Genomic DNA, 21,054 nt, shown 5'->3' on the forward strand with positions numbered 1-21,054 from the left:
TCCCGTCACTCACTGCGTTCGTTCCGCTCGCTCGACTCACAGCGGAATGTTCCCGTGCTTCTTGGGCGGCAGGTGGCTGATCTTGCGTTCCAGCAGGCGCAGCGCGGTGCCGATGTAGCCGCGGGTGTACGACGGCGGGATCACCGCGTCGACGTAGCCGCGCTCGGCCGCGACGTAGGGGTTGACGAGCGTGTCCTCGTACTCCTGCTGCAGCTGCAGCCGCAGCGCGTCGACATCCTGGCCGGCCTCGCCCGCCTCCTTCAGCTGCTGGCGGTAGACGAAGCCGACCGCGCCGGAGGCGCCCATCACCGCGATCTGGGCCGTGGGCCAGGCCAGGTTGACGTCGCAGCCCATGTCCTTCGACCCCATGACGCAGTACGCGCCGCCGTAGGCCTTGCGGGTGATCACCGTGATCTTCGGCACCGTCGCCTCGCCGTAGGCGAACAGCAGCTTGGCGCCGCGCCGGATGATGCCGTTGTACTCCTGGCCGGTGCCGGGCAGGAAGCCCGGCACGTCGACCAGCATGACGATCGGGATGTTGAAGCAGTCGCAGGTCCGCACGAAGCGGGCCGCCTTCTCCGAGGCGTTGATGTCCAGGCAGCCGGCGAACTGGGTCGGCTGGTTGGCCACGATCCCGACCGGCCGGCCGTCGATGCGGCCGAACCCGACGACGATGTTCTGCGCGTAACCGCCCTGGATTTCCAGGAACTCGTCGTCGTCGAGGATGCGGGTGATCACCTCGTGCATGTCGTAGGGCTGGTTGGGCGAGTCCGGGATCAGGGTGTCCAGCTCGAGGTCCTCCTCGGTGAGGTTCTCCTCGATGGGCCCCGCGGGGGCGGGCTCGGCGTAGCGCGGCGGGTCGGTCGCGTTGTTCGGCGGCAGGTAGCTCAGCAGGTCGCGGACCCAGTCGAAGGCGTCCTGCTCGCCCGAGGCGACGTAGTGCAGGGTGCCCGACTTGGCCATGTGGGTGTGGGCGCCGCCGAGCTCCTCCATGGTGACGTCCTCGCCGGTGACCGTCTTGATGACGTCGGGACCGGTGATGAACATCTGGCTGGTCTGGTCGACCATGACCACGAAGTCGGTCAGGGCGGGGGAGTAGACGTGGCCTCCCGCGGCGGCGCCCATGATCAGCGAGATCTGCGGGATGACCCCGGACGCGAGGATGTTGTTGCGGAAGATCCGGCTGTACAGGCCCAGCGAGACGACGCCCTCCTGAATGCGCGCGCCGGCGCCGTCGTTGATGCCGATGAGCGGGCGGCCGGTCTTGATCGCCAGCTCCTGCACCTTGACGATCTTCTCGCCGTACACCTCGCCGAGGCTGCCGCCGAAAACCGTGGCGTCCTGGCTGAAGATGCACACGTCGCGGCCGTCGATCGTGCCGTAGCCGGTGATCACGCCGTCGCCGAGCGGGCGGTTGTTCTCCAGCCCGAAGTTGGTGCTGCGGTGCTTGGCCAGCGCGTCGAGCTCGACGAACGAGTCCTCGTCGAGCAGGGCCAGGATGCGCTCGCGGGCGGTCAGCTTGCCCTTGGCGTGCACCTTCTCGACGGCCTCTTCACCGACCGGGTGCAGCGACTCCTCCCGCCGCTTGTGCAGCTCGGCCAGCTTGCCCGCGGTGGTGTGGATGTCGATGGTGTGCTCGGCGGCCGGCTCGGCCGTGTGGTCGGTAACGCTTGTCATGGGAGTCGATGTTATCGGCAGACCGGCTCGACCCGTCGGAGGCCCTTAATAGCTCCTTAAGTAGTCGCCGGACAAGTAATCTCCGGACATGCGCGGCGCGGGAGTCGACTGGGTCGAAGAACATGACGTGCTCGTCGCCGGATCCGGCGGCGGGGGTGTCACCGGCGCCTACACCGCGGCCCGCGAAGGCCTCGACGTCCTGCTCGTCGAGGCGACCGACAAATTCGGCGGCACCACCGCCTACTCAGGTGGCGGCGGGGTCTGGTTTCCGTGCAATCCGGTGCTGGTCCGGGCCGGCACCGATGACACCATCGAGGACGCCCTCACCTACTACCACGCGGTCGTCGGCGACCGCACGCCCCGCGAACTGCAGGAGACCTTCGTCCGGGGCGGCGCGCCGCTGATCGAGTACCTCGAGCAGGATCCGGACATCAAGTTCGTGCCGTTGCCCTGGCCCGACTACTACGGCAAGGCGCCGAAAGCCCGTCTCGACGGCCAGCGTCACATCGCTGCGAAGCCGTTGAAGGTCGCCGCCGCGCCGGAATTGCGTGACGCGATCCGCGGACCTTTGGACACCGACAGGCTCGGCGCCGAGACCCCGCCCGACTACTACTTGGGTGGCCGCGCGCTGATCGCCCGCTTTCTCAAGGCCATCGGGCAGTACCCGACCGCGGCGCTGCAACGCGACACCGCCCTCGTCGAGCTGGTGCGCTCGGACGGCCCCGAAAGGCGCGTCGAGGGTGCGATCGTGGAGAGCGGCGGCCTGCGCCGCGCGATCCGCACCCGCCTCGGGGTGCTGCTCGCCGCCGGCGGATTCGAAAACAACGACGCCCTGCGCCGTCAATACGGCGTCCTGGGCGAGGCGCGAGACACCATGGGCGGCCCGGGAAGTCGTGGCCAGGCGCTGCAGGCCGGCATCGCCGCGGGCGCGGACACCGACCTGCTGGATCAGGCCTGGTGGTCGCCGGGCATGACTCATCCCGATGGACGCTCGGCGTTCGCGCTGTGGTTCACCGGCGGCATCTTCGTGAACCAGTCCGGTGAGCGATTCGTCAACGAATCCCGCGCGTACGACCGCGCCGGACGCGAGATCCTCGCTCAGCTCCAGGACGGCTCGATCACGTTGCCGTATTGGATGATCTACGACGACAAGGAGGGCGAGGTGCCACCCGTCAAGGCGACCAACGTCTCGATTGTGGGGACCGAGAAATACGTCGCCGCCGGCTTGTGGCACTCCGCTGACACACTCCAGGAGCTGGCGGCCAAGATCGGGGTGCCATCGGACGGGTTGGCGGCGACGGTGGCCCGGTTCAATGCCTTCGTCGCCACCGGCGTCGACGAGGACTTCGGCCGCGGCGATGAGGCGTTCGACCGCGCGTTCTCCGCGGGCGCGTCGCCGTTGGTGTCCATCGACAAGCCGCCGTTTCACGCAGCCGCGTTCGGCCTGTCCGATCTGGGCACCAAGGGCGGCCTGCGCACCGACACGGCGGCGCGGGTGCTCGACAGGTCGGGCAACCCGATCCCCGGCCTGTACGCGGCCGGCAACACGATGGCCGCGCCTAGCGGCACCGCGTATCCCGGCGGCGGCAACCCGATCGGCACCAGCATGCTCTTCAGTCATCTGGCCGTGATGGACATGAGAAACCGGCCCCACTGACTCCAAGTCCGAGTCGACTGACATCCGGGTTGCTCGCCGCGTCCGGTGAGCCCACGGGCTGAGATCTACGCTGGGTGGAGTGACGGACCGCGAATCGCTTCGGCAACCGCTGGATCAGGCCGCGCTGCGCGCCGAGCTGATCGGGACCGGGCTGGGCTGGCGCCGGCTCGACGTCGTCGAGCAGACCGGATCCACCAACGCCGACCTGCTGGCGCGCGCGGCGGCCGGGGACGACGTCGCCGGGGCGGTCCTGATCGCCGAGCACCAGACCGCCGGCCGGGGCCGCCACGGACGCGGCTGGACGGCCAGCCCGCGGGCCCAGATCACGATGTCGGTGGGCGTCAGCGTCGTCGACGTGCCGACCGAGGGATGGGGCTGGCTGTCGCTGGCCACCGGGGTCGCGATCGTCGACGCGGTGCTGGCCGTGACCGGGGTGCAGGCGGGTCTCAAGTGGCCCAACGACGTGCTGGCCGGCCCGCCGGAGTCCCCGGGCAAGCTGGCCGGCATCCTCGCCGAGGTGTCCCGGCCCGTCGTGGTAATTGGCTTGGGCCTCAACGTGACTCAGGCCCCCGAGGAGGTGGACGGGCCCGGCGCCACCTCGCTGTTCGACCTCGGCGTGACCGATCTCGACCGCGGCCGGCTGGTGGGCGCCGTGCTGACCGAACTGGGCCGGCGGATCGTGGCCTGGCGGGCCGCGCGGGGCGCGGACTGGGCGCTGGCGGCCGACTACCGGGCGCGCAGCCTGACCATCGGGCGCGCCGTGCGCGCCCAGCTGCCCGGCGGCAAGGAAGTCGTGGGCACCGCGACCGCCGTCGACGACCAGGGCCGCCTGTGCCTCGAGGCCGGCGGCCAAACCGTCACGGTTTCCGCCGGCGACGTGGTGCATCTGCGTTAGGAAGCGGTAGCTTTCCCACGTGAGCTATCCGGACAACGCCCTTGCCGCCGGCGAGCAGGTCGTCCTGCACCGCCACCCGCACTGGAAGACCCTGATCTGGCCCGTCGCGGTTCTCGTGCTGGCGACCGCGCTGGCCGCGTTCGGCTCCGGCTACCTCAACTCGACGCACTGGGAGCAGCTCGCCAAGAACATCCTCTACGGGGTCATTTGGGGGATCTGGCTGGTGGTCGTCGGCTGGCTCACACTCTGGCCGTTCCTGGGCTGGCTGACCACACATTTCGTCGTCACCAACCGCCGGGTGATGTTTCGGCACGGGGTGCTCACGCGCAGCGGCATCGACATCCCGCTGGCGCGGATCAACAGCGTGGAGTTCCGGGACCGCTTGTCCGAGCGCATGTTTCGCACCGGGACGCTGATTATCGAGTCGGCGTCACAAGATCCGTTGGAGTTCTACGACATTCCGCGGCTGCGCGAGGTGCACGCGCTGCTGTATCACGAAGTCTTCGACACCCTGGGTTCCGAGGAGTCGCCGAGCTGAGGAGACCGGCTCGCCTTTTTGCGCCACGACCGCAGCAAAGTGACGTTGCCGACCTCGAGCTCGTCTTCCAGCACCTCGGCGAAACCGCCTGCGGTAAGCGCGGATTCGATCGCCTTGTCGGGGTTGCGGGCGAACTCCTGGGGGAACACCCAGCGCCGGAACGCCCAGAAGCGGAACGCCATCTGCAGCAGGTTGCCGATGATGTAGGCCGAGATGAAGTCGGTGATGTTCTCCAGCGTCAGCGACACCTCGGGTACCCGCAGCTGCAGCACGTAGTGGGAGAACCACAGCGGCGCCATGGACAGCAGCACCCCCACGCCGCTGAAGGCGAAGAACAGCAACGCCTCGTGGTGGCGCTCGCGGCCCCCGCGGTCGCGGAAGCTCCATTCCCGGTTCAGCACGTAGGAGGCGATCACCGCGACGATGCCCGCGATCACCTTGGCCGTCACCGGCTTGGGTTCGAGGACGGTCAGCTTGAGGGTGTAGAAAATCGCCGAGTCGATGACGAATGTGGTGCCGCCGACGATCGCGAATTTGATCAGCTCGTGATGGCGCAGCAAATGAGGCTGAACGGCCTCTGGCAGGCGCGAAATTACGGCATCGGCGAAGGACACAACACGTCAGTGTACGGACGGACGCGAAAACGACGCAAAATGTGTCTCGCCGGGGGCCGTGACACCATGAGGCCGTGCCCAACACGCGCTCCCCGAAGGCCGCCCCCGTGGTTGCGATGGTCGGCGGCGGTCAGCTCGCCCGCATGACCCACCAGGCCGCGATCGCGCTGGGCCAGACGCTGCGGGTGCTGGCGACCGCCCCCGACGAGCCGGCCGCCCAGGTCAGCCCCGACGTGGTGATCGGCTCGCACACCGAGCTCGACGACGTGCGCCGGGTCGCGGCCGGGGCCGACGTGCTGACCTTCGACCACGAGCACGTCCCGTCCGAGCTCCTGGAAAAGCTCGTCGCCGAGGGCGTCAACGTGGCGCCGCCCCCGCACGCCCTGGTGCACGCGCAGGACAAGCTGGTGATGCGGCGCCGGTTGGAGGCCCTGGGCGCACCGGTGCCGCGCTACGCCGGGATAGACAACCTCGACGAGCTCGATGCGTTCGCCGTCCGGGTGGGCGGGCCGGTGGTGGTGAAGGCGGTCCGCGGGGGCTACGACGGGCGCGGGGTGCGGATGGCCCGCGACCCCTCGCACGCCCGCGAAATCGCGGAAAGTTTCCTGGCCGACGGCGTGCCGGTGATGGCCGAGGAGCAGGTGGACCTGCGCCGCGAACTGTCGGCGCTGGTGGCGCGCTCGCCCTTCGGGCAGGGGGCCGCCTGGCCGGTCGTGGAGACGGTGCAGCGCGACGGGATCTGCGTGCAGGTGATCGCGCCCGCGCCGGACCTGGGCGCCGACGTCGCCGCCGGCGCCCAGCAGCTGGCGCTGCGGTTGGGCGCCGAGCTCGGTGTCGTCGGCGTGCTGGCGGTCGAGCTGTTCGAAACCACCGACGGCGCGCTGCTGGTCAACGAGCTCGCGATGCGCCCGCACAACTCCGGGCACTGGACTATGGACGGGGCGCGCACCAGCCAGTTCGAACAGCACCTGCGCGCGGTGCTGGACTATCCGCTCGGCGACACCGACGCCATCGCGCCACTGACCGTGATGGCCAACGTGCTGGGCGCCCCGCAGACCCCGGTGATGAGCATGGACGAGCGGCTGCACCACCTGTTCGCGCGGATGCCCGACGCCCGGGTTCACCTGTACGGCAAGGAGGAACGGCCCGGCCGCAAGATCGGGCACGTCAACTTCCTGGGCGCCGACCCGGGGCGGCTGGTCCAGCTGCGGGAGCGCGCCGAGTTGGCGGCACACTGGTTGTCACACGGGCAGTGGACGGACGGATGGGATCCACATGGGTGAGCGGGCGCGCGTCGGGGTCATCATGGGCAGCGACAGCGACTGGTCGGTGATGGCCGAGGCCGCCGAGGCGCTGGCCGAGTTCGACGTCCCGGCCGAGGTCCGGGTGGTCTCGGCGCACCGCACGCCGCAGGTGATGTTCGACTACGCCCGCACGGCGGCCGGCCGCGGGTTGCAGGTGATCATCGCCGGCGCCGGCGGCGCCGCGCACCTGCCCGGCATGGTCGCCTCGGCCACGCCGCTGCCGGTGATCGGGGTGCCGGTGCCGCTGGCCCGCCTCGACGGGCTGGACTCCCTGCTGTCGATCGTCCAGATGCCGGCGGGCGTCCCGGTCGCCACGGTCTCCATCGGCGGCGCGCGCAACGCGGGCCTGCTCGCGGTGCGCATCCTGGCCTCGTCAGACGCGGCGCTGCGGGCGCGGCTCGTCGCCTTCCAAGAGCAGCTGGCCGAGAGCGTGAAGGCCAAGGATGCGGCGCTGCAACAGCGCCAGGGTAAAGTTACCGGCCAGTGACCGGAAGAGTGCTAGGAGGCCGACCATGGCTGGATGGGCCGGAAACCCGTCGTTCGATCTGTTCCAACTGCCCGAGGAACACCGGGAGCTGCGCGCGGCGATCCGCGCGCTGGCGGAGAAGGAGATCGCGCCCCACGCGGCCGACGTGGACGAGAACGCGCGGTTCCCGCAGGAGGCGCTGGAGGCGCTGAACGCGTCGGGCTTCAACGCCGTGCACGTGCCGGAGGAGTACGGCGGGCAGGGCGCGGACTCGGTCGCGGCCTGCATCGTCATCGAGGAGGTGGCCCGCGTCGACGCCTCCGCCTCGCTGATCCCGGCCGTGAACAAGCTGGGCACCATGGGCCTGATCCTGCGCGGCTCGGAGGAGCTGAAGAAGCAGGTGCTGCCCTCACTCGCGGAGGGCGGGCTGCTGGCGTCCTACGCGCTGAGTGAGCGGGAGGCCGGCAGCGACGCGGCGTCGATGCGCACCCGCGCCAAGGCCGACGGCGACGACTGGATCCTCAACGGCGCCAAGGCCTGGATCACCAACGGCGGCAAGTCGACCTGGTACACGGTGATGGCCGTCACCGATCCGGACAAGGGCGCCAACGGCATCTCGGCGTTCATCGTGAACATCGACGACGAGGGGTTCACCGTCGGTCCCAAGGAGAAGAAGCTGGGCATCAAGGGATCGCCGACCACCGAGCTGTACTTCGAGAACTGCCGCATCCCGGGCGACCGGATCATCGGCGAGCCGGGCACCGGCTTCAAGACCGCGCTGGCCACGCTGGACCACACCCGTCCCACGATCGGGGCCCAGGCCGTCGGCATCGCGCAGGGCGCGCTGGACGCCGCGATCGCCTACACCAAGGACCGCAAGCAGTTCGGGGAATCGATCAGCAGCTTCCAGGCGGTGCAGTTCATGCTGGCCGACATGGCGATGAAGGTCGAGGCCGCGCGGTTGCTGGTCTATCAGGCCGCCGCCCGCGCCGAGCGCGGCGAACCCGACCTCGGCTTCATCTCGGCGGCGTCCAAGTGCTTCGCCTCCGACGTGGCGATGGAGGTGACCACCGACGCGGTGCAGTTGTTCGGCGGCGCCGGCTACACCACCGACTTCCCGGTCGAGCGGATGATGCGCGACGCCAAGATCACCCAGATCTACGAGGGCACCAACCAGATCCAGCGCGTGGTGATGTCGCGGGCGTTGCTGCGCTGATTGCGGGACACCGTTTGGGAACGCGTCGGCGCACCGAATAGGATCTCCGACGGCAACGAGATGGGCCGGCAAGTCCGGCCCCGGCGTCGGTAAACAGGCACCGGCGATTTACTCCGACGGTCGTCCCAGAGCAAATGTCTTTTCGCGGCCAGGGGAGCGTCCAATGCTTAACATGGCTTCCCGTGGGCTTCCATGGCTGACCGGGAATTGATGCCCGTGCGCTCGCCACTGTCGCTGCTGTTGGTCGAGGACGACCGGGCCGACGCGCTGCTCGTGGAAGAGCTGATCGCCGACGCGCTCGCCGACGTCCCGGTGACCTGGGCGCAGTCGATCGCGCAGGCGGAAGAGGAGCTTGCGTCGACGCGGCCCGACTGCGTGCTGCTGGACCTGAACCTGCCCGACGCCAGCGGGATGGACGCGCTGGACCGCATCGCCAAGCGCGACGCGACGGTCCCCATCGTCGTGCTGACGGGGTTGAACGACGAATACTTCGGGGCCTCCGCGGTCGCGGCGGGCGCGCAGGACTACCTCGTCAAGGGGCGCGTCGAACCCGAGATGCTGCGGCGCGCGCTGCTCTACGCGATCGAGCGCAAACGCGCCGAGCTCATCGCCGCCGACCTGCACGCGAGCCGGCTCCGGGCCCGGGAGAACGCGCTGCTGGAACGCGGCCTACTGCCGTCGCCGCTGCTGCTCGACGAGCCCGGCATCGACATCGTGGCCCGGTACCGGCCGAGCCGCGAGGACGCGCTGTTGTGCGGGGACTTCTATGACGTCGTGCAGACGCCCGACCGGGTCGTGCACGTCCTGATCGGCGACGTCGCCGGGCACGGGCCGGACGAGGCGGCGCTGGGGGCGGCCCTGCGCATCGCGTTCCGCGCGCTCACCTTCGCCGGGGTCCACGGCATCGAGCTGATGCCGAAGCTCGAGCGGGTGCTGCAGTCCGAACGCACCGGCAGGGGGATCTTCGCGACGGTGCTCAGCCTGGAGATCCAGCCCGACGGCACCGGCGTCACCGCCGTCCGGGCCGGCCATCCGGGGATGCTGCTGCAAGACGGCGAGGGCGTCGAATGGGTCGAGCCGCCGGGCGGCCCGGCGCTGGGCCTGGGCGGCGACCGTTGGCCGCGGCATGAGCTGCGCCTGCCCGCGGGGCAGGGACTGCTGCTGCTGACCGACGGGCTCTTCGAGGGGTATTCCGGGCAGGGCAACCGGCGCCTGGGTGAGGACGGGCTGCTCGCGCTGGCCCGCAAGCACGCGCTGCTGCCCGGACCGGCGTTCGTCGACGCCCTCATCGACGGCGCCGAGGAACTCGCCCGCCCGCGCGGCGGGCTCAGCGACGACATCGCGGTGGTGCGCGTCGAGCGGACGACAAGGTGAGCCCCGCCCTGCGAGTGCCGCGCCTGACGCAGTTGACCGTCCGCGGCTGGCAGTTCCTGGTCCTGTCCAGCATGGGCGTGATGGTGCTCGCCGGCGCGGTGGTCGGGGCGGTGCTGCTGCAGCGCTCCGACGACATGCTGCGCGGGCTGGTCGACGGGATCCAGCCATCGCGGGTGGCGGCCTACCAGCTGCAGTCCGCGGTGCGCGACCAGGAAACCGGCGTGCGCGGGTACCTGATCGCGGCCGATCGCCAGTTCCTCACGCCGTACTACGACGGGCAGCACACGGAACGCGAGGCGGCCGACGACATGCGGCGACTGTTGGCCCAGCGCCCGGACCTGCTTGCCGACCTGGACGCGATCGAGCAGGCGGCCGCCAACTGGCGCGCCAACTACGCCGAGCCCGCTATCGCGAGCGTGGCCCCCGACGCCCGGAACGTCACGAACCGGCCCGCGGCCGAACGCGGCAAGGCCCAATTCGACCACCTGCGTGCCCTTTTCGACAGGCAGAACGCGAACCTGACCGCGGCGCGCAACCAGGCGGCCGACGACCTCAAACGCACCGACGCCTGGCGCGACCGGGTGCTCATCACCATGGTGCTGCTGTTCTTCGGCACCGCGGCCGCGTTGGGGATCCTGGTACGGGACGCGGTCACCCGCCCGATCGCGATGCTGGCCGCGGCCTGCCGGCGGATCACGCGCGGCGACTTCGGCGAGAGCATCTCACCGCCCAAGCGTCCCAAGGACATTCGCGGCATGGCGATCGACGTGGAGAACATGCGGGAGCGCCTCGTCGAAGAGCTCGAGGTATCCCGTTCGGCCCGTGCGCTTTTGGACGAGCAGGCCGTCGAATTGCGGCGGTCCAACGCAGAGCTCGAGCAGTTCGCCTACGTCGCGTCGCACGATCTGCAGGAACCGCTGCGCAAGGTCGCCTCGTTCTGTCAGCTGCTCGAGAAGCGATACGGCGACCAACTCGACGAGCGCGGGATCGAATACATCGGCTACGCCGTCGACGGGGCCAAGCGCATGCAGGTGCTGATCAACGACCTGCTCACCTTCTCCCGCGTGGGCCGCCTGGCGACCATGCAAACCGAGGTCGACCTCGGCACGGCGCTGGACGACGGCCTGGCCAACCTCGCCGCCGCCATCGAGGAGACCGACGCCGATATCGTGCGCCCCGCGCAGCCGCTGCCGGTCATCATCGGGGATCCCACGCTGCTGACCATGCTGTGGCAGAACCTGATCGGCAACGCGGTGAAGTTCCGGCACAAGGACCGCCGGCCCCGCGTGGTCATCGAGTGCGAACGGCGCACCGACGAGTGGCTATTGTGCGTGTCGGACAACGGCATTGGCATCGCCGAAGAGTTCACCGAGAAGGTCTTCGTCATTTTCCAGCGGCTGCACGGCCGGGAGGTGTACTCCGGGACCGGGGTCGGCCTGGCGCTGTGCAAGAAGATCGTCGAGCAGCACGGCGGCACCATCTGGATCGACACGACCTACACCGACGGAACGCGGCTTCAGTTCACGCTGCCCATCGCGACGAAAGAAGGACATGATGACATCGCCATCATCGGCCGGTAGAGCGATCGAGATCCTGCTCGTCGAGGACGATCCAGGTGACGAGCTGATCACGCGAGAAGCGTTCGAGCACAACAAGCTCAAGAACAACCTGCACGTCGCGCACGACGGCGAGGAGGGCCTGGACTTCCTGTACCGGCGCGGTCCGTACGCGGGCGCGCCGCGACCGGACCTCATCCTGCTCGACCTGAACCTGCCGAAATACGACGGCCGCCAGCTGCTGGAGAAGGTCAAGTCCGACCCGGACCTGGCGCGCATACCGGTCGTCGTGCTCACCACGTCCTCGGCGGAGGAGGACATCCTGCGCAGCTACCAGCTGCACGCCAACGCCTACGTCACCAAGCCCGTCGACCTCGACCAGTTCATCAACGCGGTTCGACAGATCGACGAGTTCTTCATTCAGGTGGTGCGGCTGCCGGGACTCTAACCGGTGAGGAACTCCGCGTTGTGCTGCCCCGGCGCGGGCGGGGGATCGGTGGCCGCGGCGTCGAAGCTGGCGTAGCGCGCCGGCATGCGGACGACGGTGATGGCGTCCTCGCCGCCGCCGACCCGCAGGGCGAGCTCGTTCTCGGCGAACAGCGGGGTGCCGACCACCTGCTTCCAGGTGTAGGCGTGGCAGGCCATCAGGCCGCCCTCCTGCAGCAGCTGGACCCATTCGGCCGCGGTCTTTGCCGCCAGTGCCGATTCCAGCTCCTCGGTCAGCTCGTGGTAATTCATTGCGCGGGAACGCTGGTCGATGAACCGCTCGTCGGTCAACAGCTCGGGGCGGCCGATGATCTCGCACAGCTTCGCCCAGTGCTTGGGCACGTACGCGCTGATCACCAGGTAGCCGTCGGCCGCCTTGAACGCGTCCGACGGCTGGGTGGCGAAGCCAACCCCCTTGCGCTTCTTGGCTTTCGGCTCGCTCGGCTTGTGCTCGCTTGGCTTGTTGAGGTGGATGGTGAGCTGGCTGGCCTGCAGATTGACCGCGACGTCGTACATCGCGACCCGCACGACGTCGGCCACCCCGTGACGCTCCCGGTTGAGCAGCGCGGCCAGCACCGCCTGGGCCAGCACGTGACCGCTCGCGGCGTCCACGAGCTGGAACGGGATGATCTGCGGCTTACCGGTCGGGGTGGGCATCCCGGTGCTCATGCCCGACTCGGCGGCGACCATCAGGTCGACGCCCGGCCGGCTGCCCTGCGGGCCGTTGCCGCCGTAGGCCGACAGCCGCGCGTAGATCAGCCTGGGGTTGCGGGCCCGCAGCTCGTCAGGGCCCAGGCCCATCCGTTCCATCACCCCGGGCCGAAACCCTTCCAGCACAACGTCGGCGGTGTCGACGAGCCGCAGGATCTGCTGCTTGTTCGCGTCGTCGGTGAGGTCCACCGCCACCGACTTCTTGCCGCGGTTATGCGGCAGGAACAGGGTGGGCAGCGGCGGCCGCCCGGGCAGGACCGCGGTGATCTGCCGGGCCGCCTCGCCGCCGGGGGCCTCCACCTTGATCACCTCGGCGCCCAGGTCGGCCAGCACCTGCCCGGCCAGCGGCCCGGCGATGTTCTGGGTGAAATCGAGTACCCGGTACCCGTCAAGTGGCCTGGCGGGCTTGCTGTTTGGCATGTGCGGCCTTCCTCTAGGCTGCCCGGTGCAGCACAGCGGTGCAGTAGTGGTTGCGTGCGAAGGGCGCGTCGGGGCCGTCGGGTTGCAACGGCAATGCCGCGTCGGCCAACAGCCGATTCAGCGGCGTGCGCGACGGCCGCCAGCCGCGCTCGGTCAGGTAGGTCGCCACGTCGCTGCGCTCGCCGGGGAAACCCAGGTCGCCCAGCGCGATATCGAGGCCGTTCTCCCGCCACTTCCCGCTCGCCGCGTTGAGCGCGTCCCCGCTGACGCCCGTGTTGAAGAAGACCTCGGCCATCAGCCGGCTGCCGTCGGCGGACAGCTCGGTGACGTGGTCCAGCAACCGGTCCTGGGCGTCGCCCGGCAGGAAGCCGAGCAGGCCCTCGGCGACCCACGCCGCCGGGCGGGCGGTGTCGAATCCGGCCTGCCGCAGCGCCTCCGGCCAGTCGTCGCGCAGGTCGATCGGCACGTTGCGCACCTCGGCGGTGGGCTCGGCGCCGAGCTCGGCGAGGGTGGCGGTCTTGAACTCGATGACCCGCGGCTGGTCGATCTCGAACAGCGTCGTGCCCGGCGCCCACGCCAGCCGGTACGCGCGCGCGTCCAGGCCGGAGGCCAGGATCACCACCTGGCGGATGCCCGCGCTTTGCGCCTCGGCGAGGAACGCGTCGATGTGGCGGGTGCGGGCGGCCATCATGTCGGTCATGCGCCGCATGCCCCACGGGGCGCCGGGCATGTCGACGTCCTCGGTGCTCAATTCGCCCGCGGCCCACCGGGTCATGAAGTCGACTCCGACGGCGCGCACCAGCGGCTCGGCGAAGGGGTCGTCGATCAGCGCGTCCCGGGTCGCGCGGGCGCGTCCGGCGGCCACCATGGTGGCGGTGGCCCCCACGCTGGTCGCCAGGTCCCAGGTGTCGTTCTCGGTGCGCGCCATGCCGTCCCTTCTCGCCGCTACTGGTTAGCCACAATAACGACGGCGCCCGGACGCCGGCCGGGGGTGCGGTGTGTAAGAGGCGGGACACGGTTGTGTTACGTCCGCGTGTGCGGGCCCGCACGCCCACCCCGCCGTCGCTAGCCTCGCGCAATGACCACTTCGCCCGCCGTCGTCGGCGAATGCCACGTCGCCGGGGGCCGGGGTGCGGGCTGGCGGGCCGACGCCCGGTGGGCGCGCCAGTTGGCCTGGGTCAGCATGGTCGTGGTGCTGGTCGAGGGCGGCGTCGGGTTATGGCAGGGGCTGGCGGTCGGGTCGATCGCGCTGACCGGGTGGGCGCTCGGCGGCGGGGCCGAGGCGCTGGCCAGCGCGATGGTGATCTGGAGGTTCAGCGGCGCGCGGGCGCTGTCCGAGACGGCCGAGCGGCGCGCGCAACGCGGTGTGGCGGTGTCGTTCTGGCTGACCGCCCCCTACATCGCCGCCGAGTCCGTCCGGGACCTGACCGAGGGGCACCACGCCGAGACGTCGGTGATCGGCATCGCGCTGGCCGCCCTCGGCCTGGTGCTGATGCCGATCCTCGGCCGGGCCAACCACCGACTGGGCGCGCGGCTCGGTTCGGAGGCCACCGAGGGCGAAGGCACGCAGAACTACCTGTGCGGCGTCCAGGCCGCCGGGGTGCTGATCACGCTCGCGCTGACGGGACTGTGGTCGGGCGCGTGGTGGGTCGACCCCGCGGTGGGGCTCGGGGTCGCCGGGGCCGCCGCGTGGCAGGGCGTCCGGACGTGGCGCGGCCACTCCTGCAGCTGCTGAGCGGTCACCGGGGTTCCCACGTTTGGGGGAGCATCGGCAGGCGCGGTGCCTCGGACTCGGGATCCATGTATTCGTAGCCGCGGCCCGGCCGCGTCGCCTTGGGCCGGCGACGGCGCCGCGGCGATCCGGCTTGCTCGGGCGTCGCCGCGACCGCCGGGGCCTCGGCGTTGTCCGGCTCCGGCGCCTCCTTCCGCGCGGCGGCGCCCGCCGTCCGACGGGTGTTCGCGCTGAGGTGACCGACCAGATAGGCGGAGCCGTCCATGCCGGCGCCCATGGCCGCCCCGGTCAGCGTCGGTGGCGCGCCGGCCGGTGGCGGGGGCCCGGCCATCGGCGCCGCCGCGGTGGCGGCGGCCGGAGCCGGCGCCGGGACCGGAGCGGGCGGGGGCGGGCTCGGGGCCGGGATGCCCGGGGCAAGCGCGACCACCGGCGGCATGGCGGCGGGCACCGCGGGCGGCACCACGACGATCAGGCCCTTGATGCCGGCCAGGCCGGACAGGCCGCCCAGCGTGGCGGGGACGGCGGCCAGCGGCGCCAAGGAGGCGGTGATCAGCGGCAGGAAAACCGTGAGCAGCACGATGTTCTGCTCCAGCAGGGTCTTGAGCAACGCGATGGTGTCGGTGATGACCGTGCCGACGGCTTCGACGGTGACGAAAACCAGGGTCCAGCCGATGGTCGTGGGATTGCCCGAGGCGAAAGCCGCGGTGACATCCAGCCCGATGAACGCGAACGTCTCCGCCAAAAAGGCGGAGTAGGAACCGAAATCCATCGGGTAGCCGAGGGCGAACGCGATGTTGAACGGGCTGAGGAAGCTCAGTGGATTGCCCAGCACGGGCAGCCACGGATCGAAGCCGGAGAACATCGACTGGAAAAATGGGTCCAGCATCAGCGAGTCGATCAACGGCTGCAGGTGGGTGTAGTAAAAGTCGGTAAACCCGTTGCGCTGCAACCATTGCAGGACGTCGTCCTGCCGGTCGGGGGGTAATGGCGCGGCGGCCGCGGCCACCAGCGCATCGGCCGTCACGATCTGCGGCGCCGCGGTGGCCCGGGGTGCCGCCGCCACCGCCGCCGTCGTCGCGGCCTGATACCCGCTCATCACGGTGGCGGCCTGGATCCACATCCGCGCGTAGTCGGCTTCGTTCAGCGCGATCGGGATCGTGTTGATGCCAAAGAAATTCGTCGCCACCAACCCCGCGTGGGCCGCGTGGTTGGCGGCCAGCTCGGCCAGGGTCGGCATCGCCGCCAGCGCGGCGGTGTAGGCGGCCGCCGCGATCTCATGCTGGGCGGCCGTCGCGGCGCTGTCCGCGCCGGCCCGCTCCAGCCACGCCAGATACGGGGCGTGGGCGGCCGCATGGGATTCGGCGGCCGGGCCGGCCCACGACCCCGCCCGCACCGCCGCCAGTAGCGATTCGAGTTCCTGTGCCGCCGAGGCGTATTCGGCGCTGAGAGCGCTCCAGGCCGCGGCGGCCGCGAGCAACGCGCCCGGCCCGGGGCCGCTGCTGATCAACGCTGAGTGCACTTCCGGCGGGGACGCCATCCAGATCGGGGCGCGCTGCCATGACGAATGTGGCATGAGGGATTGCCAGCTCTCTCGGGGTACACCGCCCCGGGTCGCAGGATGCGACGACGCGAGTGTCCTGGCTCTCGGATCGCTGCTCGCCTCGCCTTCCAGCTCACGCCGTGGCTGATGAGGGTCGCTCCCCGATGACAGTGGCGGGACCGCGCCGGATTCGCACCGGCTTCCTGCATCGTCATCGCCTTACGCGCAGTATTGTCGCACGCCCGCGGTCGGCGCGCCGTGACCAAAGTCCCGGCCGGTGGTGGCGTTGCGCCCTTAGCGACGCCGCGATCGATGGGCAGAGTCAAAGCAATGACCGCGAAAGTGCTCAGGCGTCTCGGGTTGGAAACCTCGTCGCTGCTGATGTATGCCCGGTCCGGGGGGTTGCGAACGATGCCGCCCGGCCGGATCGTGCCGGTGCTCCGGGCGCTCGACCGCTACGGCCTGATGGGTGCGGCGACGGCGATCGCGGCCGCGCGGGATCGCGACGGGCTGGCGCTGATCGACGAGCGTGGGCCGCTGACTTTCGGGGAGCTGGACGAGCGGACCAACGCGCTGGCCAACGAGTGGCGCCGGCGCGGCCTCGGCCCCGGCGCCAGCGTTGCCATCCTGACGGGCAATCACCGCGGCTTCCTGGAGGCGGTCTACGCCACCGCCAAGTCGGGCGCCGGTGTGCTGCTGCTCAACACCGGCTTCGGCCGCAGCCAGCTCGCCGGGGTGCTGGCCCGCGAGGGTGTCGACCTCCTGGTCTATGACGAGGAGTACGCCGGCGTGGTCGCCGACGCCCATCCGCGGTTGGGCCGCCTTCGGGCGTGGGCGGACACGCCCGGGCCCGACACCCTCGACGCGCTGATCGAGCGCGGCGACCCCGGCCCGCCGCCGAGCTCCGGCGGCCGGCCCAAGATCGTCATCTCGACCAGCGGGACGACCGGCGTCCCCAAGGGCGCCCTGCGCTCCGAGCCCTACTCGCTGATCCCGGTCGGCGGGCTGCTCGGCAAGGTGCCGTTCCGCGGCCGCGAAGTCACCGAATGCTGTGTGCCGCTGTTTCATTCGATGGGTTTCAGCCATGCGATGTACGCGATGGTGCTGGGCTCGACGCTGGTCTTGCGCCGCCACTTCGACGCCGAGCAGGCGCTGGACAGCGTCGCCGCCCACGGGGCCAGCGCCATGATCGTCGTGCCCGTCATGCTGCGGCGCATTCTCGACCTGGGCTGGTCGGCCCTCGCCGAGCGCGACCTGACCTCGTTGCGCATCGTGTTCGTCGGCGGATCCCAGCTCGGTGCCGCGCTCGCCGCCCGAGCCCTGCGCGACCTGGGGCCCGTCGTCTACAACATGTACGGCTCCACCGAGGTGGCCTACGCCACCATCGCCACGCCCGCCGACCTGGCCGTCGCGCCGGGGTGCGTCGGTGGGGTGGTGCCCGGGTCGGTTGTCAAGGTGTTCACCGGCGAGGGGCGCGAGGCGCCACCCGGGACGCCGGGACGGATCTTCGTCGGCAACGTGCTCGCCTTCGAGGGGTACACGGGCGGCGGCACCAAGGAGTCGATCCGGGGCCTGATGTCCACCGGCGACGTCGGCCATTTCGACGCCGCCGGCCGGCTGTTCATCGACGGGCGCGACGACGAGATGATCGTGTCCGGCGGGGAGAACGTGTACCCGGGCGAGGTCGAGGATGCGCTCGCGCAGCACCCCGGCATCCTCGACGTCGCGGTCGTCGGCGTCGACGACGAGGAGTTCGGGCAGCGCCTGCGCGCCTACGTCGTGCCGCGGCCGGGCGCGTCGCTGACCGAGCGCGACGTCCAGGAGTATGTGCGGAACCGGTTGGCGCGCTTCAAGATTCCCCGTGACGTGCTGTTCGTCGACGCGCTGCCCCGCAACGCCGGCGGCAAGGTGCTCAAGCGGCTGCTGGGCGTGCGAGCGGGGCAATCAGTCCAGGCGGTACCAGATCAGCCGTGAGCTGTTGGCCGCGAGGGCGCTACGGCAACAGCCGGCTCAGGCTGAAGAACCCGGACAGGAGGGTGCCGAAGTTCAGCAGGCCGGAGATCTGGCCGCTGCTGCCGGCGCCCACCACGCTGCCCGGGATGCCGACGTTGAAGAAGCCGGAATTCTGCCCGTTCGCGATGGTCCCGCCGGTGGCCGAGTTGAAGAAGCCCGAGGTCTCGCCGTTGATGAATGACGGTCCGCTGGCCGAGTTGAAGAAGCCCGAGGCGAAGCCGTCGAAACCGAAAAGGGGGTCCGCGCCGCTGAAGTGGTTGCCAATGCCTGAGACGCTGCCGTCGGTCCCGGATCCGCCGGTGGTCGAGTTGAAGAAGCCCGAGACCCCGATCCCGGTGTTGCCGAAGCCCGAGTTCACCGCACCGCTGTCGGTGGCGAACCCGAAGCCCGTGTTGACGTTGCCCGAATTCCAGTAGCCGGTGTTGCTGTTGCCCGAATTGCCGTTGCCCGTGTTGAAGTTGCCCGCATTCCCGAAGCCCGTGTTGGCGAAGCCCGCGTTGCCGGCGCCCGTGTTCACCGGGCCCGCGTTCACAAAGCCGGTGTCCTGCGCGCCCGAGTTCCCGAAGCCGGTGTCGTAGCCGCCCGAGTTCCCGATGCCGGTGCTGACGGCGCCCGAGTTCCCGAAGCCGAAGTTGTTGGGAATGCCCGCGTTATAGGTGTTGCTGCCGGTGTTGAACATGCCGATGTTGCCGTCACCGGAGTTGAAGAACCCGATGTTGTTGTGGCCCGAGTTGAACAGGCCGATGTTGCCGCTGCCCGAGTTCAGCCCGCCGAAGCTGAACTGGTTGGTCGCGGTGTTGAAATAGGTGTTGCCGATGCCGATTTCGTTGCTGCCGGTCAGCCCGAAGCCGATGTTGTTGTTCCCGGTGTTGCCGGCACCCATGTTTCCGATGCCGGTGTTCCCGCCGCCGCGGTTGAAGGCGCCGGTGTTGCCGAAGCCGACGTTGTTGTTGCCGGTGTTGCCCATGCCGACGTTGTTGTCGGCGCCGTCGGTGAAGGTGAGAAAGCTGGTGCCGGTGTTGCCGAAGCCGAAGTTCGCGTTGCCGGCGTTGCCGCCGCCGACGTTGGAGTTGCCGAAGTTCCCGGGGCCGATGTTGCCGTTGCCGATGTTCCCGCCACCCACGTTCGAGTTGCCGGTGTTTCCGCTGCCGAAGTTCTGACTGCCGGTGTTTCCGCTGCCCACGTTCGAGTTGCCGTTGTTGCCCACCCCAAGGTTGGGCAGGGTCGCCAGAACATCCTGCAACGTCTGCGCGGGTGTTTGCAGCGGCGCCACGCTGGCCGCCTCGGCGCTCGCATATGCGCTTCCCGCCGCGGCCAGTGCCTGCACGAACTGATCGTGAAACGCCCCGGCTTGCCTGCCCAGCGCGGCGAACTGCTGGCCGTGAGCGGCAAACAGCCCGGCGACGGCAGCCGAGACTTCGTCGGCGGCCATCGCGGTCACCGTCGTCGTCGAGGATGCCGCCGCGGCGTGGGCCGCGGTGAGGGCCGATCTGATTCCGGCGACCTCGGTTGCCGTCTGGCCCAACAGGTCCGGAACTGCGATCAGGTAGGTCATGGCTGGCCTTTCACCGGATCGGTTCAGTGGCTTGACCGCGCCGTGGGCGTGGTTGAACCGCAGTTTATTTCGACGCTGCGCGGCGTGACATACGGCAAAGCGCGTATCTTTGCCGAGACAGGTCTGGTCGGACGAAAGGCCTCTCGGCGCACTATCTCATGAGATATCTTGCGCACCAACAGGTTCGGATAAGCCCAAGCGCTTTCAGGATCTCTGTCGCAGGGCCATCGCCACGGCTTCGGTCCGGGATCGCGTCCCGAGTCGGGTGTAGATGTTTTCGAGGTGTTTGCGGATCGTGGCGGGGCTGAGGTACAGCTGATCGGCAATCGTCTGGGTGCTGTTTCCGCTCGCGAGTAGGCGTAGCACCTCCGCTTGACGGTTCGTCAGTCCAAGGGCGACTAGTGATTCAACAGAGGGCAGGGGGTCGGCGGGCAGCTCATCCAGCAGCAGGGTGCGCCATCCCTCGGCGGTGCGGCGGGACAGGGCACGAATCCGCAGCCGCCCCCGCGGCCGGGTGACGCACATGCTGTTGAGGACGTCGCGGTTGCTGGTGTGCAGCCAGTTGGCCAACGATTCGGGCAGAATGCCGCCGATGTCGTGTTGCCCGGGGAAATATGTGTCGAGCAGCTGTTGGCTCAAACCCGATGCGTGTAATACGTGATCGCGGTCGTCGAGAAGGATCACCGCCGTGTCAGCCTCTTCCAAGCCCGCCTCCTGTGCCGCGATGACTGCCTTGGCCAGATCGCGTCGGTGTGCTTGAAGGTAGGCGCGGCGCAAATGTGGTTCCAGCAGCTCGACAATCGCGCGGTCACGCCCGGTGAAGCTACGCCGGGATCGGCCGATGGCGACGGTGGCCAAATCTGCTGACTCGGTGAGGTTGAAGTAAAACTGGTCTTCCACACCCAGCCGCCGGTATACCTCCTGGTAGAGCTCTAAGCGGTGCAACTCGCTGGTGGTCATTAGGTCCGAGAGAAAGTGTGGCCGAAAGTCGCCGCGTTGGCACAACTGCACTCCAGGATGCTGGTGCGCGGTCTCCACGAACGCCTCAACCATTCCGGGGGAGGTCACGTCGGGGGTGTCGGAAATGACAATTGTCTCTCCGGCCTTCAAGTCCATCTCGTTATAACCAAGCACGTCACCGGGAATCAGGCGTCGCACACAAGACAACAGCTCGCGGCGAAAGCTCTCCAGCCCGTCAAACGAGTAGGCCGTCAGCGCGACCTCCATGACGGCGGCGACGCTGGCGCTGTTCAGATCTGTCATCCTGCGAGTCCGATGCTCCGATGTGGCGCCTTTGGAG

The 21,054-nt window shown here is 69.6% G+C and carries 18 protein-coding genes and 1 riboswitch; of the genes, 11 read left to right on the plus strand and 7 right to left on the minus strand.

What is annotated here, in order from left to right:
- Window positions 1–36: 36 nt before the first annotated feature.
- A complete protein-coding gene (locus AC5Y7V_RS07485) occupies window positions 37–1,677 on the minus strand; it encodes an acyl-CoA carboxylase subunit beta (RefSeq protein WP_499879374.1) in 1,641 nt (546 codons plus the stop codon).
- An 88-nt stretch (window positions 1,678–1,765) separates the two neighbouring features.
- Here AC5Y7V_RS07485 and AC5Y7V_RS07490 point away from each other — a divergent pair, with 88 nt between their 5' ends.
- From AC5Y7V_RS07490 to AC5Y7V_RS07500, 3 genes are all read left to right on the plus strand, one after another.
- Window positions 1,766–3,334, plus strand: a complete 1,569-nt coding sequence (locus tag AC5Y7V_RS07490) for an FAD-binding protein (RefSeq protein WP_499879375.1) — start codon at window positions 1,766–1,768, stop codon at window positions 3,332–3,334.
- A gap of 79 nt (window positions 3,335–3,413) precedes the next feature.
- On the plus strand, window positions 3,414–4,229 hold the full coding sequence (locus AC5Y7V_RS07495; RefSeq protein ID WP_499879376.1) for a biotin--[acetyl-CoA-carboxylase] ligase: 816 nt from the start codon (window positions 3,414–3,416) through the stop codon (window positions 4,227–4,229).
- A 19-nt stretch (window positions 4,230–4,248) separates the two neighbouring features.
- Window positions 4,249–4,767 carry a PH domain-containing protein gene (locus tag AC5Y7V_RS07500; RefSeq protein WP_499879377.1) on the plus strand — a complete coding sequence of 173 codons (519 nt, stop codon included), beginning with the start codon at window positions 4,249–4,251 and terminating at the stop codon, window positions 4,765–4,767.
- Here AC5Y7V_RS07500 and AC5Y7V_RS07505 read toward each other — a convergent pair.
- Window positions 4,722–5,381, minus strand: a complete 660-nt coding sequence (locus tag AC5Y7V_RS07505) for a GtrA family protein (protein WP_499879378.1) — start codon at window positions 5,379–5,381, stop codon at window positions 4,722–4,724. The two genes, AC5Y7V_RS07500 and AC5Y7V_RS07505, sit on opposite strands and share 46 nt — an antisense overlap.
- A 74-nt stretch (window positions 5,382–5,455) precedes the next feature.
- Between AC5Y7V_RS07505 and AC5Y7V_RS07510 the strand changes: the two genes are divergently transcribed.
- The 6 genes from AC5Y7V_RS07510 (at window position 5,456) to AC5Y7V_RS07535 (ending at window position 11,745) form a co-directional block, all read left to right on the plus strand.
- Window positions 5,456–6,664: a 5-(carboxyamino)imidazole ribonucleotide synthase gene (locus tag AC5Y7V_RS07510; protein ID WP_499879379.1), complete on the plus strand. Its 1,209-nt coding sequence runs from the start codon at window positions 5,456–5,458 to the stop codon at window positions 6,662–6,664.
- Window positions 6,657–7,172, plus strand: coding sequence for a 5-(carboxyamino)imidazole ribonucleotide mutase (gene purE, locus AC5Y7V_RS07515; protein WP_499879380.1), 516 nt, complete (start codon window positions 6,657–6,659; stop codon window positions 7,170–7,172). Before AC5Y7V_RS07510 ends, purE begins: the two co-directional genes overlap by 8 nt.
- A gap of 25 nt (window positions 7,173–7,197) precedes the next feature.
- Window positions 7,198–8,367 (plus strand): acyl-CoA dehydrogenase, encoded by a 1,170-nt coding sequence (locus tag AC5Y7V_RS07520; RefSeq protein ID WP_499879381.1) that lies wholly within the window; start codon window positions 7,198–7,200, stop codon window positions 8,365–8,367.
- A gap of 192 nt (window positions 8,368–8,559) precedes the next feature.
- Entirely contained in the window at window positions 8,560–9,741 is a 1,182-nt protein-coding gene (locus AC5Y7V_RS07525; RefSeq protein WP_499879382.1) for a PP2C family protein-serine/threonine phosphatase, read from the plus strand.
- A 71-nt stretch (window positions 9,742–9,812) separates the two neighbouring features.
- Entirely contained in the window at window positions 9,813–11,321 is a 1,509-nt protein-coding gene (locus tag AC5Y7V_RS07530; protein ID WP_499879648.1) for a sensor histidine kinase, read from the plus strand.
- On the plus strand, window positions 11,296–11,745 hold the full coding sequence (locus AC5Y7V_RS07535) for a response regulator (protein WP_499879383.1): 450 nt from the start codon (window positions 11,296–11,298) through the stop codon (window positions 11,743–11,745). Before AC5Y7V_RS07530 ends, AC5Y7V_RS07535 begins: the two co-directional genes overlap by 26 nt.
- On the opposite strand, the gene AC5Y7V_RS07540 is transcribed toward AC5Y7V_RS07535, so the two are convergent.
- Window positions 11,742–12,914 carry a CoA transferase gene (locus AC5Y7V_RS07540; protein ID WP_499879384.1) on the minus strand — a complete coding sequence of 391 codons (1,173 nt, stop codon included), beginning with the start codon at window positions 12,912–12,914 and terminating at the stop codon, window positions 11,742–11,744. The genes AC5Y7V_RS07535 and AC5Y7V_RS07540 overlap by 4 nt on opposite strands.
- A 13-nt stretch (window positions 12,915–12,927) precedes the next feature.
- Window positions 12,928–13,842: a class I SAM-dependent methyltransferase gene (locus AC5Y7V_RS07545; RefSeq protein ID WP_499879385.1), complete on the minus strand. Its 915-nt coding sequence runs from the start codon at window positions 13,840–13,842 to the stop codon at window positions 12,928–12,930.
- A gap of 150 nt (window positions 13,843–13,992) precedes the next feature.
- Between AC5Y7V_RS07545 and AC5Y7V_RS07550 the strand changes: the two genes are divergently transcribed.
- The gene (locus tag AC5Y7V_RS07550) at window positions 13,993–14,649 is read left to right on the plus strand and encodes a cation efflux transmembrane domain-containing protein (RefSeq protein WP_499879386.1); all 657 of its coding nucleotides are present in this window, start codon (window positions 13,993–13,995) and stop codon (window positions 14,647–14,649) included.
- A gap of 4 nt (window positions 14,650–14,653) precedes the next feature.
- Here the strand turns inward: AC5Y7V_RS07550 and AC5Y7V_RS07555 are convergent, their stop codons facing one another.
- Window positions 14,654–16,219: a PPE family protein gene (locus AC5Y7V_RS07555; protein WP_499879387.1), complete on the minus strand. Its 1,566-nt coding sequence runs from the start codon at window positions 16,217–16,219 to the stop codon at window positions 14,654–14,656.
- A 35-nt stretch (window positions 16,220–16,254) separates the two neighbouring features.
- A riboswitch (cobalamin riboswitch) is annotated at window positions 16,255–16,437 on the minus strand.
- 79 nt (window positions 16,438–16,516) lie between these two features.
- Between AC5Y7V_RS07555 and AC5Y7V_RS07560 the strand changes: the two genes are divergently transcribed.
- Window positions 16,517–18,160 (plus strand): AMP-binding protein, encoded by a 1,644-nt coding sequence (locus tag AC5Y7V_RS07560; RefSeq protein ID WP_499879388.1) that lies wholly within the window; start codon window positions 16,517–16,519, stop codon window positions 18,158–18,160.
- A gap of 19 nt (window positions 18,161–18,179) precedes the next feature.
- On the opposite strand, the gene AC5Y7V_RS07565 is transcribed toward AC5Y7V_RS07560, so the two are convergent.
- Both AC5Y7V_RS07565 and AC5Y7V_RS07570 read right to left on the minus strand, forming a co-directional pair.
- On the minus strand, window positions 18,180–19,754 hold the full coding sequence (locus AC5Y7V_RS07565; protein ID WP_499879389.1) for a PE domain-containing protein: 1,575 nt from the start codon (window positions 19,752–19,754) through the stop codon (window positions 18,180–18,182).
- A gap of 204 nt (window positions 19,755–19,958) precedes the next feature.
- On the minus strand, window positions 19,959–21,017 hold the full coding sequence (locus AC5Y7V_RS07570; protein ID WP_499879390.1) for a helix-turn-helix transcriptional regulator: 1,059 nt from the start codon (window positions 21,015–21,017) through the stop codon (window positions 19,959–19,961).
- Window positions 21,018–21,054: the final 37 nt, after the last annotated feature.

The sequence above is a fragment of the Mycobacterium sp. NGS34 genome (genome assembly GCF_059812845.1).

Bases quoted from the DNA above. Each gene is read 5' to 3' on its own strand.
- AC5Y7V_RS07485 (WP_499879374.1), bottom strand. From the start codon at position 1,677: ATGACAAGCGTTACCGACCACACGGCCGAGCCGGCCGCCGAGCACACC.
- AC5Y7V_RS07490 (WP_499879375.1), top strand. From the start codon at position 1,766: ATGCGCGGCGCGGGAGTCGACTGGGTCGAAGAACATGACGTGCTCGTC.
- purE (WP_499879380.1), top strand. From the start codon at position 6,657: ATGGGTGAGCGGGCGCGCGTCGGGGTCATCATGGGCAGCGACAGCGAC.
- AC5Y7V_RS07520 (WP_499879381.1), top strand. From the start codon at position 7,198: ATGGCTGGATGGGCCGGAAACCCGTCGTTCGATCTGTTCCAACTGCCC.
- AC5Y7V_RS07525 (WP_499879382.1), top strand. From the start codon at position 8,560: ATGGCTGACCGGGAATTGATGCCCGTGCGCTCGCCACTGTCGCTGCTG.
- AC5Y7V_RS07530 (WP_499879648.1), top strand. From the start codon at position 9,813: ATGGGCGTGATGGTGCTCGCCGGCGCGGTGGTCGGGGCGGTGCTGCTG.
- AC5Y7V_RS07535 (WP_499879383.1), top strand. From the start codon at position 11,296: ATGACATCGCCATCATCGGCCGGTAGAGCGATCGAGATCCTGCTCGTC.
- AC5Y7V_RS07540 (WP_499879384.1), bottom strand. From the start codon at position 12,914: ATGCCAAACAGCAAGCCCGCCAGGCCACTTGACGGGTACCGGGTACTC.
- AC5Y7V_RS07545 (WP_499879385.1), bottom strand. From the start codon at position 13,842: ATGGCGCGCACCGAGAACGACACCTGGGACCTGGCGACCAGCGTGGGG.
- AC5Y7V_RS07550 (WP_499879386.1), top strand. From the start codon at position 13,993: ATGACCACTTCGCCCGCCGTCGTCGGCGAATGCCACGTCGCCGGGGGC.
- AC5Y7V_RS07555 (WP_499879387.1), bottom strand. From the start codon at position 16,219: ATGCCACATTCGTCATGGCAGCGCGCCCCGATCTGGATGGCGTCCCCG.
- AC5Y7V_RS07560 (WP_499879388.1), top strand. From the start codon at position 16,517: ATGACCGCGAAAGTGCTCAGGCGTCTCGGGTTGGAAACCTCGTCGCTG.
- AC5Y7V_RS07565 (WP_499879389.1), bottom strand. From the start codon at position 19,754: ATGACCTACCTGATCGCAGTTCCGGACCTGTTGGGCCAGACGGCAACC.
- AC5Y7V_RS07570 (WP_499879390.1), bottom strand. From the start codon at position 21,017: ATGACAGATCTGAACAGCGCCAGCGTCGCCGCCGTCATGGAGGTCGCG.